The organism is Maribacter huludaoensis, assembly GCF_029350945.1.
Classification (GTDB): Bacteria; Bacteroidota; Bacteroidia; order Flavobacteriales; family Flavobacteriaceae; genus Maribacter; species Maribacter huludaoensis.
Map to the genome: position 1 here is coordinate 572,394 of NZ_JARKMS010000002.1, position 14,975 is coordinate 587,368.

Annotated in this window: 15 protein-coding genes; 6 read left to right on the plus strand and 9 right to left on the minus strand. The window is 36.1% G+C overall.

The genetic code is table 11. The features are described from left to right. Positions 1–12: 12 nt before the first annotated feature. Genes PXC01_RS07560 through PXC01_RS07570 form a run of 3 tightly spaced genes read right to left on the minus strand, consistent with a single transcriptional unit; the run spans position 13 to position 2,388 of the window. Positions 13–1,449 carry an SDR family oxidoreductase gene (locus PXC01_RS07560; protein WP_276471682.1) on the minus strand — a complete coding sequence of 479 codons (1,437 nt, stop codon included), beginning with the start codon at positions 1,447–1,449 and terminating at the stop codon, positions 13–15. After that, positions 1,449–1,961 carry a DUF1648 domain-containing protein gene (locus PXC01_RS07565; protein WP_276471683.1) on the minus strand — a complete coding sequence of 171 codons (513 nt, stop codon included), beginning with the start codon at positions 1,959–1,961 and terminating at the stop codon, positions 1,449–1,451. The genes PXC01_RS07560 and PXC01_RS07565 overlap by 1 nt, the downstream gene beginning before the upstream one ends. A gap of 1 nt (position 1,962) precedes the next feature. Then, positions 1,963–2,388 carry a hypothetical protein gene (locus PXC01_RS07570; RefSeq protein ID WP_276471684.1) on the minus strand — a complete coding sequence of 142 codons (426 nt, stop codon included), beginning with the start codon at positions 2,386–2,388 and terminating at the stop codon, positions 1,963–1,965. A gap of 115 nt (positions 2,389–2,503) precedes the next feature. Here PXC01_RS07570 and argS point away from each other — a divergent pair, with 115 nt between their 5' ends. From argS to PXC01_RS07585, 3 genes are all read left to right on the plus strand, one after another. Then, positions 2,504–4,285 (plus strand): arginine--tRNA ligase, encoded by a 1,782-nt coding sequence (gene argS, locus PXC01_RS07575; RefSeq protein ID WP_276471685.1) that lies wholly within the window; start codon positions 2,504–2,506, stop codon positions 4,283–4,285. Between the two features lie 464 nt (positions 4,286–4,749). Then, a complete protein-coding gene (gene ffh / locus PXC01_RS07580; protein WP_276471686.1) occupies positions 4,750–6,087 on the plus strand; it encodes a signal recognition particle protein in 1,338 nt (445 codons plus the stop codon). 46 nt (positions 6,088–6,133) lie between these two features. Beyond that, positions 6,134–7,018 carry a bifunctional 5,10-methylenetetrahydrofolate dehydrogenase/5,10-methenyltetrahydrofolate cyclohydrolase gene (locus PXC01_RS07585; protein WP_276471687.1) on the plus strand — a complete coding sequence of 295 codons (885 nt, stop codon included), beginning with the start codon at positions 6,134–6,136 and terminating at the stop codon, positions 7,016–7,018. Between the two features lie 50 nt (positions 7,019–7,068). Here the strand turns inward: PXC01_RS07585 and PXC01_RS07590 are convergent, their stop codons facing one another. Beyond that, positions 7,069–7,215, minus strand: a complete 147-nt coding sequence (locus tag PXC01_RS07590) for a hypothetical protein (RefSeq protein ID WP_276471688.1) — start codon at positions 7,213–7,215, stop codon at positions 7,069–7,071. A 114-nt stretch (positions 7,216–7,329) separates the two neighbouring features. On the opposite strand from PXC01_RS07590, the gene PXC01_RS07595 reads away from it, so the two are divergent. The 3 genes from PXC01_RS07595 (at position 7,330) to PXC01_RS07605 (ending at position 11,103) form a co-directional block, all read left to right on the plus strand. Then, positions 7,330–9,063: an alpha/beta hydrolase-fold protein gene (locus PXC01_RS07595; RefSeq protein WP_276471689.1), complete on the plus strand. Its 1,734-nt coding sequence runs from the start codon at positions 7,330–7,332 to the stop codon at positions 9,061–9,063. A 140-nt stretch (positions 9,064–9,203) separates the two neighbouring features. After that, the gene (locus PXC01_RS07600) at positions 9,204–10,175 is read left to right on the plus strand and encodes an aldo/keto reductase (RefSeq protein WP_276471690.1); all 972 of its coding nucleotides are present in this window, start codon (positions 9,204–9,206) and stop codon (positions 10,173–10,175) included. A 19-nt stretch (positions 10,176–10,194) separates the two neighbouring features. After that, complete coding sequence (locus PXC01_RS07605; RefSeq protein WP_276471691.1) at positions 10,195–11,103, plus strand: alpha/beta hydrolase family protein; 909 nt, start codon at positions 10,195–10,197, stop codon at positions 11,101–11,103. A gap of 9 nt (positions 11,104–11,112) precedes the next feature. On the opposite strand, the gene PXC01_RS07610 is transcribed toward PXC01_RS07605, so the two are convergent. The 5 genes from PXC01_RS07610 to PXC01_RS07630 form a co-directional block, all read right to left on the minus strand. Continuing rightward, the gene (locus PXC01_RS07610; protein WP_099189600.1) at positions 11,113–11,538 is read right to left on the minus strand and encodes a VOC family protein; all 426 of its coding nucleotides are present in this window, start codon (positions 11,536–11,538) and stop codon (positions 11,113–11,115) included. A gap of 2 nt (positions 11,539–11,540) precedes the next feature. Continuing rightward, entirely contained in the window at positions 11,541–11,792 is a 252-nt protein-coding gene (locus tag PXC01_RS07615) for a DUF7218 family protein (protein ID WP_276471692.1), read from the minus strand. Between the two features lie 56 nt (positions 11,793–11,848). Continuing rightward, positions 11,849–12,688, minus strand: a complete 840-nt coding sequence (locus PXC01_RS07620) for an alpha/beta fold hydrolase (RefSeq protein ID WP_276471693.1) — start codon at positions 12,686–12,688, stop codon at positions 11,849–11,851. Positions 12,689–12,755: 67 nt separating this feature from the next. Then, positions 12,756–13,313: a hypothetical protein gene (locus PXC01_RS07625; RefSeq protein ID WP_276471694.1), complete on the minus strand. Its 558-nt coding sequence runs from the start codon at positions 13,311–13,313 to the stop codon at positions 12,756–12,758. 3 nt (positions 13,314–13,316) lie between these two features. Then, entirely contained in the window at positions 13,317–14,822 is a 1,506-nt protein-coding gene (locus tag PXC01_RS07630) for a helicase HerA-like domain-containing protein (RefSeq protein ID WP_276471695.1), read from the minus strand. Positions 14,823–14,975: the final 153 nt, after the last annotated feature.

A 14,975-nucleotide genomic window follows, 5' to 3' on the forward strand; every position in this document is an offset into this window, starting at 1 on the left:
AAGGGTGTTATATCAGTTGGCATTTTTTTGATTGGCAATATTCTTGATCATTCCGCCAAAGATAAAATAGTGAAAAGGTACTATACTGTACCAATATAATCTACCTCTTAATCCTCGTGGTCTAAATGTTGCGGTTTGATGAAGAATATTGTTTTCGTCAATCTTAAACTCTAGCCATGCTTCGCCGGGTAGTTTCATTTCGGCAAATAGTAATAATCGTTTGGCTTTTTTATCCGCTAGTAATACCCGCCAAAAATCCAATGAGTCACCTGCAAAAATTTTATGTGCATGTGTTCTGCCACGTCGTAGTCCAACTCCACCAGAAAGCTTGTCTATAAAGCCCCTTATTTTCCAGAGCCAATTTCCGTAGTACCATCCGGTTTCACCGCCAATACTCCAAATGCGCTCTAGAACCTCATCAGGATTTGAAATTTTAAGTTGTTTGTAATCTTTAAGAATGCCATATTTAGGCACCTGTATGTGTTTTTCCAAATTGTCCACAAAACGACCACTGATCATACTGTCTTTCCAACTACTGATCACTAAGTTCTGTTCTATTTTTTTAAAGGCCAAATCAATAGCATCTTTGTATGTATGAGGCGTAATGCCAAGTATGTCTTGCAAACGTGTGTCCTTTGCTACTACTTCTATCTTCATGCTGTCTACCAAGTTTAATGCAAGCTTGTATGATGTTGAGGTTACAAAGTATAGCCAATATGATGATAGTTTAGGTGTCATGACCGGTACTGTCCAAATCCAGTTTTTAAAACCTCTTACTTCTGCATACTTATGGAGCATTTCCTTATAGGTAAGAACGTTTGGTCCTGCAATGTCAAAAGACTCGTTGTAGGTTTTGTCATTACCCAATACTCCTGTTAAAAAGGTAATAACGTCACGTATGGCAATGGGTTGCGTTTTTGTCAATACCCATTTGGGAGTAATCATTACCGGTAATTTTTCACATAAATCCCGAATGATCTCAAAAGAGGAACTTCCGGAACCTACAATAATTCCGGCTCTTAAAACTGTTAGGTTAAAATTGCCTTGGTAAAGTATATCCTCCACATTTTTTCGTGACTGTAAATGTTTTGAAAGATTTTTATCATTGACAATTCCACTTAAATAAACTACTTGCTTAATTTGAGTTTTGGAAACATACTTGTTAAAATTCTCAGCAGTTTTCGCCTCCATTTCATCAAAGTCCTGTGTAGAAGAACTCATAGAGTGAATTAAAAAATAAGCGGCGTCTATATCTTTTGGGACTACATTTTCTTTAGGCTCCTCTAAAAAATCAATCTCAATGACTTCTATCAGATTTCTTGTTTCTTTGTCTACCGAAAGTCTAGTTTCATCACGTACCGCACAAACAATTTCATGTCCCATTTCTAAAAGCTGCGGTAGAAGTCGCATACCTATATAACCATTGGCACCGGTGAGTAGTATCTTCATTATTTAGGTATTTTGAACATCATAAAGATGTAATAAATTGGTAGTAAGGTCACAACTGCCACAATTATTAATGATAGGCTTGAGATTTTAAACCCTATGTCTATTTTATAAGCTTGCAATATGGTTTCTATAATTACAGGAGTAGCTATAATTGCTATTAACAAGTTCATTAATATCAACATTTGTAATGACATGTTGTAAACTTGTGGAGCATTCTTTTCTGTTACCTTAACCGGATAATTCATGTTCCAAGGTTTTACTTTTTTTATAATTAGATAAAGTAGTGTGTAAGTAAAACACATTATCAAAGGTAGTGTCCAAATAGTATTTTTCTTGCCATACCCGTCAACGTCTCCTCTGTAATTAAAATGTGAAGGAATAGTTTCGGGTAAATCAGCATAAAAAATTGCAATGACTAGTAAATTTAAAGCTAGTATTATCCACCCGGCGAAAATCAAGCTTTGTTGATTTTTTGTAAGATTTATAGCTATTTTAGGCAGATTTGCGAACATATTATAGGTCTTCTATTGATGTTGGTGCATTATCGGCCTTATAGTCCAATATTTTTTTGAAGAATTTCTGAACGGCTTTGGTATCAGATGCTACTTTTATAAAATGATGGTCTTTATAGATAGAATAAACAGATGCTTCACCTTTATATATAGAAAGTTTGTAATAAGGGACCACCAATGCATATGATTCTAACAATGATCGGAACCCTACTATGATTCCTTTTGGTCTCATTTCTATATTGCACGTATCTCTATTATTATCTAAAATCAATAAATTTCTAATTTCAATACTCGTTTCCGTAATTATTAATTTTGGAGAACCTATACCGTTCAAAGACCATCTTTCTTTCAAAGTAAAAGGTTTGCCCACTTCAGTGTCAATTTTTCTTGAAATCTCTTTGTTATTATAAGTTACGTTTACGAGCATGGTAAAATTGTTGCGCAGTTTTCATTAAAGTTAACGAAATGCCGAATCAATGCCGCATCTGTTCATCTTAAAGCATAAAAAATGTTTAATTTTGCAGCCTTAATTAAACGTTTTGGTGAATATTCAAGAGGTACTATCAGATAAAGTAAAAGAGGCGGTAAAATCTATTTTTGACAAAGAATTGCCAAATGTAGAGTTTCAGCCTACCCGTAAAGATTTTGAAGGAGATATCACAATTGTGGTTTTCCCAATGTTGCGTGTGGTAAAGGGAAACCCTGTTCAAATTGGTGAGCAAATTGGTGCTTATTTAGAAGAGCATGTTACTGCTGTTGCCGGCTTTAACGTGATTAAAGGATTTTTGAACATTGTTATCAATGATGGATTTTATCTAGATTTTTTCAATTCTATTATTGCTACCAAAAATTACGGATATGTAAAAGAATCTGATGATGCAGTGATGGTAGAATATTCTTCACCAAATACCAATAAGCCATTACACCTAGGGCATATTCGTAATAACTTATTAGGATATTCTGTTGCAGAAATTTTAAAGGCATCTGGTAAGAAGGTTTATAAAACTCAAATTATCAATGACCGTGGTATTCATATTTGCAAGAGTATGGTGGCATGGCAGAAGTTTGGAAATGGAGTAACGCCAGAGTCAACAGGGTTAAAAGGAGATAAGTTAGTTGGTAATTATTATGTGGCTTTTGATAAAGCCTACAAAGAGCAAATAGCGGAGTTGGTTGCTAAAGGTACGGAACAGAAAGTTGCGGAAAAAGAAGCGCCAATATTATTGGAAGCACAAGAAATGCTTTTAAAATGGGAGTCTGGAGACGAAGAAACCGTTGCACTTTGGAAAACCATGAACGGTTGGGTATATAAAGGTTTTGAGGTTACTTATAAAAATCTTGGAGTTGATTTTGATACCCTTTATTATGAAAGTGACACGTATCTTTTAGGAAAAGATGTTGTTGCCGAAGGATTAAAAAAAGGCGTATTCTTTAAAAAAGAAGACGGTAGTGTTTGGATAGATTTGACCGAAGATGGTTTGGATGAAAAAATTGTACTTCGTTCAGATGGAACAGCGGTATATATGACCCAAGATATTGGTACAGCAATACAACGTGTAAAAGATCACCCAGATGTAAATGGTATGGTGTATACCGTAGGTAATGAGCAAGATTACCACTTTAAGGTATTGTTTCTGATTTTACAAAAACTTGGTTTTTCTTGGTCTAACAAACTTCATCACTTAAGCTACGGAATGGTAGATCTACCTAGCGGAAAAATGAAAAGTAGGGAAGGTACTGTTGTAGATGCCGATGATCTTATGGCAGATATGACCCAAACTGCTGCAAATATTTCAGAAGAGTTAGGTAAGCTAGATGACTATAACGAAGAAGAAAAGCAAGCACTTTATAAAATGATCGGTTTAGGGGCTTTAAAATATTACATATTAAAAGTAGATCCTAAAAAACGTATTTTGTTTGATCCGGAAGAGTCGGTAGATTTTCAAGGAAATACGGGTCCGTTTATTCAATATACCTATGCACGTATTCAGTCTATTTTAAGAAAGGCAGAAAGTATGGGAATCGACACTGCTAACGAAGCTAAGGTTACAGCGCTTCATAGCAAGGAAAAGGAGTTGATCAAGCAATTACAATTGTTCCCTGTCACTATACAATTAGCTGCGGATAATTATAGTCCGGCTTTGATTGCAAACTATACATATGACTTGGTTAAAGAGTTTAATTCTTTCTATCAGCAAGTCTCTATTTTAGGTGAAACCGATGATGCTAAAAAGGCATTACGTGTTCAATTGTCCAAGAAGGTTTCGGAGGTTATACAAGATGCATTTGCTTTGTTGGGCGTATCGGTTCCGGAACGTATGTAATTAGTAGTAGGAGCTTCTATTTTATTTTTTAACCCGTATGTTCATGGCAAGGTACTATGGTATTGTATGCTCTAGTATCATTGCAATTTGTCGAATACTTAAGCTTTCAAAGTCTAAGAATCCCATTCTCCCGTATATATAATCAGAATTTCTTGAACGTTGCATTAATACCCGTACCAAATTGGTTTAATCGGGTAAATACTATTTAAAAGAAATCCGTTAAAAAAGTTTTAGGAAAAACATCTAAAAGTATTTCATTGGCAGTAAAGAGTTGGGCCTCGCCTATGATATTGATAGATGTTTTTGTGGAGGAGTTTATGAAAATAGAATTCCTTTTTTGCCCCACAAGCAACTTTAGAGCATCCATTTATAGTGGATGCTCTTTTGTTTTGTTTATTTTCTGGCACTTGCTACGAATTTTACATTGATATTATTAAATTTGTAACCCCTTAAAAAAGAAAAGAATGTTCGATAATTTAAGCGATAAGCTAGACAAGGCATTACATGTACTAAAAGGACATGGTCAGATTACAGAAATTAATGTTGCAGAGACTACCAAAGAAGTACGCCGAGCCTTATTGGATGCGGATGTTAACTTTAAAATAGCCAAAGAATTTACCAATAGGGTAAAAGAAAAGGCATTGGGGCAAGATGTATTGACCACCTTGCAGCCTGGCCAGTTAATGGTCAAGATTGTAAAAGATGAGCTAACCCAATTAATGGGCGGTGAGTCAGAAGGTATTAACCTTTCAGGTAATCCATCGGTTATTTTAATGTCTGGTTTACAGGGTTCTGGTAAAACTACCTTTTCTGGTAAACTTGCCAATTTCCTAAAAACAAAGAAAACTAAAAAGCCATTATTGGTGGCTTGTGATGTATACCGTCCTGCTGCAATTGATCAGTTGCACGTAGTTGGGGAACAGATAGGTGTTGAGGTATATTCAGATAGGGAAAATACAGACCCAGTAGCTATTTCTAAAGCTGGTATAGCACATGCAAAGGCAAACGGACATAATGTGGTCATCATTGATACCGCTGGTCGTTTAGCTGTTGATGAGGCTATGATGAATGAAATATCCAATATTCATAAAGCGATACAACCTCAAGAGACTTTGTTTGTAGTAGATTCTATGACTGGTCAAGATGCTGTAAATACGGCAAAGGCATTCAACGATATCTTGAATTTTGATGGTGTTATCTTAACCAAATTAGATGGTGATACCCGTGGTGGTGCTGCTATTTCTATTAAATCTGTGGTAGATAAGCCAATTAAATTTATTGGTACCGGTGAGAAGATGGAAGCTATAGATGTTTTCTATCCGTCACGTATGGCAGATCGTATCTTGGGTATGGGTGATGTAATATCACTTGTAGAAAGGGCTCAAGAACAGTTTGATGAAGAAGAGGCCAGAAAAATTCAAAAGAAGATTGCTAAAAATAAATTCGGATTCGATGATTTCCTGAGCCAAATTCAGCAAATTAAGAAGATGGGTAATATGAAAGATCTTATGGGGATGATACCTGGTGCAGGTAAAGCCCTAAAAGGTTTGGATATAGATGATGATGCTTTCAAACATATAGAAGCAATTATTTATTCAATGACACCAGATGAGCGTTCTACGCCATCTAAATTAAATGCAAGTAGAAAAAAACGCATTGCAAAAGGTTCAGGTAGGGAAGTTCAAGAAATCAATCAGCTATTAAAGCAGTTCGATCAAATGAGCAAGATGATGAAAATGATGCAAGGCGGTGGCGGTAAGAAGATGATGCAGATGATGGGTGCCATGAAAGGAATGAAATAAAGACCGAATAATACAACCTAACAAAACAACTTAAAGTAAAGCGGATATGGAATTATTGGATGGTAAAAAAGTATCCAACGAAATTAAAGAGGAAATCAAGGCAGAGGTTGCCAAGATGAAAGAGCGTGGTGAAAAAGTACCGCATTTGGCGGCAATTATTGTAGGTAGTGATGGTGCTAGTTTAACCTACGTAGGCAGTAAAGTTCGTTCTTGTGAACGTATTGGTTTTGAATCTACCTTAATTCAAATGCCAAGTACTACTTCTGAGCAAGAATTATTGAACAAGATCAAAGAATTGAACGTTGATGATGATATTGACGGTTTTATTGTTCAATTACCGTTGCCAGAGCAGATAGATACCCAAAAGGTAATTATGGCTGTAGATCCAGATAAGGATGTTGACGGTTTTCACCCTACCAATTTTGGTAAAATGGCTTTGGATATGAGTACGTTCATCCCTGCAACGCCGTTTGGTATTCTTGAATTATTGGAGCGTTATAAAGTAGATACAAAAGGTAAACATACCGTAGTTATTGGCCGTAGCCATATTGTGGGTAGGCCAATGAGTATTTTAATGGGTAGAAAAGGGTGGCCAGGTAACTCTACCGTAACACTTACCCATAGTCATACAAAGAATATTACTCAAATTATATCTCAAGCAGATATTGTAATTTCTGCTTTAGGAGTTCCTAAATTCTTAAAAGCGGAAATGGTAAAAGACGATGCTGTTGTCATTGATGTTGGTATCACCAGAGTACCAGATGATACAAAGGAAAAGGGTTATTATATTACGGGTGATGTTGATTTTGAGAATGTAAGTAAAAAAGCATCCTATATTACACCTGTACCTGGTGGGGTTGGTCCTATGACCATAGCAATGTTACTAAAAAACACATTGTTAGCTCGTGAAAGACATAGAAGTAGAAACTAGAACAGTATAAAATATATTAAAAGCCTTGCAAACTATTGTGGGGCTTTTTTTTATGCCGGTAGTTTCTTGACGGTTACACCGGTTTCGGTAGTGTCGTTAGGTACTAAGATGTCAATATCGTTACTATCATCATAATCGCAACTTGCCAATACGGTTATTGAAATGGTAATCAGTATGGTGTACAGAATTTTTTTCATAACATAGATTTAGGGAGTACTACTAAAATGTCATGTATTTAAAACGTTGAAAATTTAATCTTGGTATTTGATGTCAAAAGAGAATACTGTACCTTTTGTGAAACATTTGTCCTTATGAAAAAAAATCTTTTGTTGTTAGCTATTATCGCTTGTGTAACAAGTTGCACACAGCCACCTAAATTAGAGCGCAAATTTTCAATAAAGGTTAGTTATTCTGCTGAGGTAGATTCTTTGGCAAAAGATGGACGTTTGCTGCTAATGCTTTCTTCGGATGATAGTGATGAACCCCGTTTTCAAATTAATGACGGACTAAACACCCAGCTCATTTTTGGTATGAATGTGGAGAATTGGGCTAAGGATTCAGTGTTGACTTTCAATGAATCTGTGTTTGGTTACCCTTATGAAAGTTTAAAAGATGTACCGCCAGGGGAGTATAATGTGCAGGCACTTCTTAATGTGTATGAAACGTTTAACCTTTCTACCGGGCATACCGTAAAGTTGCCTATGGATAATGGCGAGGGACAACAATGGAATAAATCACCAGGTAATTTATATAGCAAGCCTTTTAAGATAAGGGTTGCTAGCAACGGGTTTGAGAATGTGTCTGTAGAACTAGATCAGGTGATTCCGCCCATTGAAGAACCAAAAGATACCGAGTGGATCAAGCATATAAAGGTGAAATCTGAAAAATTATCCGAATTCTGGGGGAGGGATATCTATTTAGGAGCTCATGTATTGTTGCCTAAGGGATTTAACGAGTATCCGGAGGCCAAATACCCTCTGATGGTTTTTCACGGTCATTTTCCTTCGGATTTTGGCGGATTTAGAACTACACCACCAGACCCTAATTTAAAGCCAGAGTATTCTGAGCGTTTTAGTTTAGAAGGGTATAATATTATTCAACAGCAAGAAGCCTACGATTTTTATAAACGATGGAACGAGCCCGATTTTCCTCGCTTTTTAATTATTGAAATTCAACATCCAACCCCATATTATGATGATTCATATGCAGTGAATTCTGCTAGTCAAGGTCCTTATGGAGATGCTATTACCTATGAGCTTATTCCGGAAATAGAAAAACAGTTCAGGGGCATGGGAGAGGGGTGGTCTCGTTTTCTTTACGGTGGCTCTACCGGCGGTTGGGAAGCTTTGGCGGTACAGGTCAAATATCCAGATGAATACAATGGTTGTTTTGCGGCATGCCCCGATCCTATTGATTTTAGAGCATATACGTTGACAAACATATACGAAGATGAAAATGCATATTATTATCCAAGCGCGCATAAAAAATTAGAAGTGCCCTCACATAGAAATTACTTAGGGCAAATTCAATCTACACTAAGACAAGGAAATCACTTAGAGTTGGTGTTAGGCGATAAATCTAGGTCAGGTCAACAATGGGATATTTGGGAAGCAACTTATTCCCCACAAGGCAAAGATGGCTATCCTGAAAGAATTTGGGATAAAATGACTGGAGATATAGACCATGAGGTTGCTGAGTATTGGAAAGAGAATTTCGATTTAAGACATATTCTTGAACGTGATTGGGATAAACTGGGCGATAACTTAAAAGGTAAAATTCATATTTATTGTGGTGATATGGATAATTACTACTTAAATAATGCTGTCTACCTAATGGAGGATTTTCTTGAAAGCACTACAGACCCGTATTATGAAGGCGAGGTAAAATACGGCGACCGAGATGAACATTGCTGGAACGGTGATCCTGATCAACCCAATGCCATAACACGCTTACGTTACAATAGTATGTATGTGCCAAAGATTATGGAGCGTATTGAGAAAAGTGCGCCAAAATATGCCGATTTAACAAGTTGGAGGTATAAGTAGATTTAATTGTTAAATCAAAATAAGGATGTTACTTCGAGTGAATTTTGAGGTACGAAAAATTAGTATCGAGAAGCGTTTCAATATACAAAGATGCTTGTCGCTATTTAAAATATGTATAATAACTATAGTGTAAAGATGTAATGAAATACAGAAGATTCGGAAGAACAGATTGGCAAGTAAGTGAAGTAGGATATGGAATGTGGGGAATGGCCGGTTGGACGGCCAGTGACGATGCCCAATCTGCAAAATCTTTGGATTTGGCAGTTGACAACGGTGTCAATTTCTTTGATACCGCTTGGGGATACGGGGAAGGTCATAGTGAGGAGCTGTTGGGCGAGTTGGTAAAAAGCCATCCTTCCAAGAAATTATACACGGCTAGTAAAATTCCACCTAAAAATTTTCAGTGGCCAGCAAAGCCAGAATATGCTTTTGAAGAATCTTATCCTACAGCGCATATAATGGAATACACCCATAAGACTTTAAGGAATTTAGGGTTGGAGCAAATAGACCTTATGCAATTTCATACCTGGGATGATGGTTGGAGCGGCAGAGAAGAATGGCAACGCGCTATTGAAGATTTAAAAACTTCAGGTAAGGTTGCAGCAATGGGTATTAGTATGAACCGTTGGGAGCCAGAAAATGGAATAAAAGCTTTAAAAACAGGATTATTAGACGCCGTACAGGTTATTTATAACATATTCGATCAAGCGCCAGTAGATAATTTATTTCCGCTATGTAAAGAGCTAGATATCGCAACCATTGCACGTGTGCCTTTTGATGAAGGTACATTGACAGGAACTATGACGAAAGAAACTACATTCCCTGAAGGGGATTGGCGTGGCACCTATTTTGTGCCAGAGAATTTAATTTCTTCGGTAGAGCATGCCGATGCTTTAAGACCGCTAATTCCTGAAGGTATGACCATGGCGGAAATGGCACTGCGTTTTATTTTGATGAATGATAATGTTGGTACTACCATACCAGGTATGCGTAAACAACGTAATGTCTTGGCGAATACTGCAACAAGTGATGGTAAATTGTTATCTAACGAATTGTACAAAGAATTATTAAAGCACCGTTGGGATAGAGTGCCTACTTCTTGGTCGCAGTAGTAATTTGTTTAGCAATCTAATGAAAGATATATTCTACTTCATATTAAACTTAACCATTATTAATATCGGATTTGCCCAAAACGGAAAATTGATTTCTAAAGAAGTTATTGATATTACCAATACGCCAGTTTGGAATAGGGTTTCTGAAAATAATGCTTTGAAACCTGATTTTATTCATTTAGAAAAATTAGATTTCTTCTCTATAACTTATCAAAGTGATTCTCTGAAAATACAAGGTATTCTGGTTGAACCTAAGATAGAAGGAGTCTATCCTGTTATAATTTTTAATCGTGGTGGAAATAGAGATTTTGCTCCGCTAAACTTATCAACTATAATTAATTATACTTCAAAATTGGCTGAACAAGGGTATGTTATAATAGGAAGTAATTATCGAGAAAAAGATGAGTTTGGTGGCAAAGAATTGAATGATGTTTTGAATTTGACGGAAACGGTTAAGGAAATTGAAAAAGCCGATGTAAATTGTATTGGTATGTTCGGGTGGTCAAGAGGAGGTATAATGACATACTTAAGCTTAAAAGAGTCATATAAAATTAAAACTGCTATTGTAGGTAATGGGGTTACGGACTTGTTTCAATTGATAAAAGATAGACCTAAAATGGAAACAGCGGTTTTAGCTGAATGTATTCCAAATTATTATCAGAATAAAGAAGTAGAATTACAAAAACGTTCCGCTTTATATTGGGCAGAAAAACTAAATAAACGTAGTAGTTTATTAATTATCTCCGGTAAAAATGATAAAAGAGCAAATCAAGATTCTACAACTAAATTCGCAGACAAATTATCAGACTTGAACTATGATTTTGAATATCAAGAATTTATAACAGATCACTTTTTCTCAAATAAAAGAAAAGAGCTGGATTATTTAGTCATATCCTGGTTTAATAAACGATTAAAAAACGCAGATTAAACTTGTTTCTTACTTTGCAAACAACTGCCCCATATCTTTAAAAGCTTTAAATTCTAAAGCATTGCCAGCTGGATCATAGAAAAACATGGTAGCCTGTTCACCTACTTTACCTGCAAAACGCACATAAGGCTCTATGACGAATTGTACACCTTTGGATTTTAGTTCTTCTGAAAAGCTCTGAAAAGTATCCCAAGGTAAAACTACTCCGTAATGCGGTACGGGTACGTCATGACCGTCAACGGGGTTGTGATGTACGGTTTCGGTTTCGGATTTAGGCTTGTAGTGTATCACCAATTGATGTCCAAATAAATTGAAATCTACCCAGTGGTCGCTACTACGGCCTTCTTCGCAATTCAATATTTCTCTATAAAAAGTTCTACATTCCGCTAAGTTGTGTACAGGAATGGCAATGTGGAAAGGTGTTACGTTTTGCATAATCAGTTATTTCTTAAGGCTGAAATTAACTCTTTTTTGCTCATTTTGGAACGTCCGTCAATACCAATTTCTTTAGCTTGGTCATAAAGTTCCTTTTTAGTTCTTTCTTCATAGGTAGAAGCTTTACCGCCTTTCTTTCCCGCATCTTTGGTATTAGCAATACGTGCAGCTTTTTCTTTACTGTAGCCCTTGTCTACCAATGCCTGGTATTGTTCTTCGTTCTCTATCTGAGGTATGTTGTTCGACTTTGCCATTTTTATTTAAAATTATATAAAAAGTGACTTTTGGGAGTGCTGTATAGAATAAGAAATTATCCTTCTAAAAAAGATATAATCTTTTCGTTTACCCCATCTTGGTGCATAGAATGCCCAAAACCTTCTGAACTAACTAATTCACTCCCTTTCCAATGTTTATGTACATTAACAGAGGCGTGATAAGGTGCGATCTTATCAAATTTGTCATGAAAAAGTAAACCTTTCTTTTGGTTGTTCTCCACAAACTTGGAGCTTGAAAATTCTTCTACTGTAAATTTAAATTTATTGTATACTAAGTTTTTCAATGCTTTTAAAACCTTGTCGTTGAAACCTAGTAAGTTCTTATAATGTGCAAGTATCTCATGAAACTCTGATGGAGAACCAATGGTAACTATTTTTTCAATCGTTTTATTGGGGTTTAAAGATTCATTATATAAAACAGTCATGCCGCCCATAGAATGCCCTATAACTGTTTTTGGTCTGTATTTGGTTAACATGTGTTGTACAGTATCTGCATATAAGGGAACATGAAGATTGCTTCCAGAAGAATATCCATGTGCAGGGGCGTCAAATGCTACAATGTTGTAGCCTACCTTTTGTAATTTGGCTATAAGTTTATGCCAACGCCAAGTGTTACTTTCCCAACCGTGTACCAGTAAAACGGTTTCTTTGTTTCCGTGCCAATTGTATACTTGAATATCATTTTTGTCCAACGATAACACCTCTAATTTGGCATTATCAAGAAATGTCTTTTGATTGGGCAGTACGCGTCCTTTTCTAACTTTTATAAAGACTAAAAAAGCTTTTTTAGCAGCTTTCTTTGGCGAAAGCCAAACAAGAACGTTGAGGTAAAAACCTATTAATTTAGGGATGAGTTTTTGTAGAAATACCGGCACCTGCTAAAATTTAAAATATATTACATTATTCTCCTTGAGGATATGAGAAGTGTGGAATTTTAATTGATCAATCCCAGCCTACCATCATATATTTCACTTTGGCCGCATCCGGTATCTGAACTTCTTCAATGTTATTATTAGCATTATATCTAAGACTTTCTGGAAGCTCCTTTTTGTCAATGGTAAAATAAATATCACTATCCTTTAGTAGCACCACTACATTATTTAAAGATGTAATAATCTTTTTTATCGGGTAGTTTTCCCGTATTTCTTTAAAAGTGCTCAGTTTTGAAATACCTTTAGAGGTCTTAAATCTTTCATCATTGATCAACACATTCTGTATGGTGGCAATACTATCGTTATTGGGGGTAAGGGTAAGCAACAATGCACCGGCACCTCTTTCAAAAATTTTGATTTTACTTGCTCCGCTGCCAATTTTAAGTTTAACGGTATCTTGAACGACGGAATCTTTCTCAAATATTAATTCAACATCACGTGCTAAACTTTCTTTTGATAATTTGCCTACTTGGTCACCGGATATTAAAAAATCAGTATTTGTTTCCCCTGCGCAATTAACAAGAATTCCGCAGCATAAAATTAATAAAAGGGTGTTTTTAAATCTCATATCCTATCTCATCACTTTTTTTAATACTCCAAGAACACCTCTAATAAATGTTGCGCTTGTTAATACCTTAATTACGGGGTTTTGTCTCGTGCTAGCTCTACTGGATGTTTTTCTGGCAGCCGGTTTGTTCTTTTCCTTTTTCGCTAATTTTTCTGCTTTCTCAATTTTTTCGTTCAAGATTTCATAGGCACTTTCACGATCAATTACCTCTCCATATTTTTTAACCAATGAAGAGCTGTCGATAACTTCTGCCAATTCTTTTTTGGTCAAAACATCCATACGGCTCATTGGCGCGCGCAATAATGTTGCAGCTAGTGGAGTTGGTCTACCTTTTTCATCCAAAGCAGAAATTAGAGCTTCACCTATACCTAATGAGGTAAGCACTTCTTTGGTGTCATAATACTCGGACTCAGGATAGTTTTCTGCAGTCAATTTAATTGCTTTTCTATCTCTGGCGGTAAAAGCCCTTAACGCATGTTGTACTTTTAAACCTAGTTGAGACAATACATCGTTTGGTACGTCGGTAGGGTTTTGGGTCACAAAATACAAACCGATTCCTTTTGAACGAATCAGTTTTACAATACTTTCAATTTGATCTAACAACGCTTTTGAAGCTTCTTTGAAAATTAAATGCGCCTCATCAATAAATAGAATCAATTCTGGCTTGTCGCTATCGCCCTGTTCTGGGAAGGTATCATATATTTCTGCCAGTAAGCTCAACATAAATGTCGAGAATAATTTAGGTCTATCTTGAATATCGGTCAATCTTAAGATGTTAATATAGCCTTTGCCTTCTTCGTTAATACGGGTAAGGTCGTTTACATCAAAAGATTTTTCGCCAAAGAACAATTCTGCTCCTTGCTGTTCTAGTTCAATAATTTTTCTAAGAATTGCACCGGTTGAACTTGTAGAGATTCTACCATATTCTTTGGTAAAATCAGCTTTACCTGCTCCGGTAGCATATTGTAGAACCTTTTTAAAATCTTTTAAATCTAACAACGGCATTTTTTGGTCGTCGCAGTATTTGAATACTACCGATACAATACCTGATTGCGTATCTGAAAGGTCAAGAATACGAGATAACAGTACAGGACCAAATTCAGAGACCGTAGCTCTCAATTTTACGCCATCTTGCTCAGATAATGAAAGAATTTCAACAGGAAAGCTACTTGCCTCAAAAGGGAAACCAATTTTGGCGTGGCGTTCATCAATTTTTGCATGACCGGGGCTTGGTTGTGCCAAACCACTTAAATCCCCCTTTAAATCCATCAGCATTACAGGAATACCTTTGTCAGATAAATTTTCTGCCAATACCTGCAGCGTTTTTGTTTTACCTGTACCTGTAGCACCTGCAATAAGTCCGTGTCTGTTTAATGTTTTCAACGGAATTTTTACAAAAGCGTCTTTTACAGCTTCGCCATTTAGCATTGCTGCACCCATATTTATATAGTCTCCTTTTGTGGAATATCCTTTTTCTATATGGTCAAAAAAATCTTCGGTACCGGCCATGTTATATATTTTCGATAAAAATAGGGGATTTTTAACCAAACCAAAAGACTAGACCAGCCTTAAATATCACTACTTTTTAACATTTGATGTGCGAACTGTACGTGCCTGAGTACAGAATTTACCGATGCCGACTTCTTATAGAATTAATGAACT

Bases quoted from the DNA above. Each gene is read 5' to 3' on its own strand.
- PXC01_RS07560 (WP_276471682.1), bottom strand. From the start codon at position 1,449: ATGAAGATACTACTCACCGGTGCCAATGGTTATATAGGTATGCGACTT.
- PXC01_RS07565 (WP_276471683.1), bottom strand. From the start codon at position 1,961: ATGTTCGCAAATCTGCCTAAAATAGCTATAAATCTTACAAAAAATCAA.
- PXC01_RS07570 (WP_276471684.1), bottom strand. From the start codon at position 2,388: ATGCTCGTAAACGTAACTTATAATAACAAAGAGATTTCAAGAAAAATT.
- ffh (WP_276471686.1), top strand. From the start codon at position 4,750: ATGTTCGATAATTTAAGCGATAAGCTAGACAAGGCATTACATGTACTA.
- PXC01_RS07585 (WP_276471687.1), top strand. From the start codon at position 6,134: ATGGAATTATTGGATGGTAAAAAAGTATCCAACGAAATTAAAGAGGAA.
- PXC01_RS07590 (WP_276471688.1), bottom strand. From the start codon at position 7,215: ATGAAAAAAATTCTGTACACCATACTGATTACCATTTCAATAACCGTA.
- PXC01_RS07595 (WP_276471689.1), top strand. From the start codon at position 7,330: ATGAAAAAAAATCTTTTGTTGTTAGCTATTATCGCTTGTGTAACAAGT.
- PXC01_RS07600 (WP_276471690.1), top strand. From the start codon at position 9,204: ATGAAATACAGAAGATTCGGAAGAACAGATTGGCAAGTAAGTGAAGTA.
- PXC01_RS07605 (WP_276471691.1), top strand. From the start codon at position 10,195: ATGAAAGATATATTCTACTTCATATTAAACTTAACCATTATTAATATC.
- PXC01_RS07610 (WP_099189600.1), bottom strand. From the start codon at position 11,538: ATGCAAAACGTAACACCTTTCCACATTGCCATTCCTGTACACAACTTA.
- PXC01_RS07615 (WP_276471692.1), bottom strand. From the start codon at position 11,792: ATGGCAAAGTCGAACAACATACCTCAGATAGAGAACGAAGAACAATAC.
- PXC01_RS07625 (WP_276471694.1), bottom strand. From the start codon at position 13,313: ATGAGATTTAAAAACACCCTTTTATTAATTTTATGCTGCGGAATTCTT.
- PXC01_RS07630 (WP_276471695.1), bottom strand. From the start codon at position 14,822: ATGGCCGGTACCGAAGATTTTTTTGACCATATAGAAAAAGGATATTCC.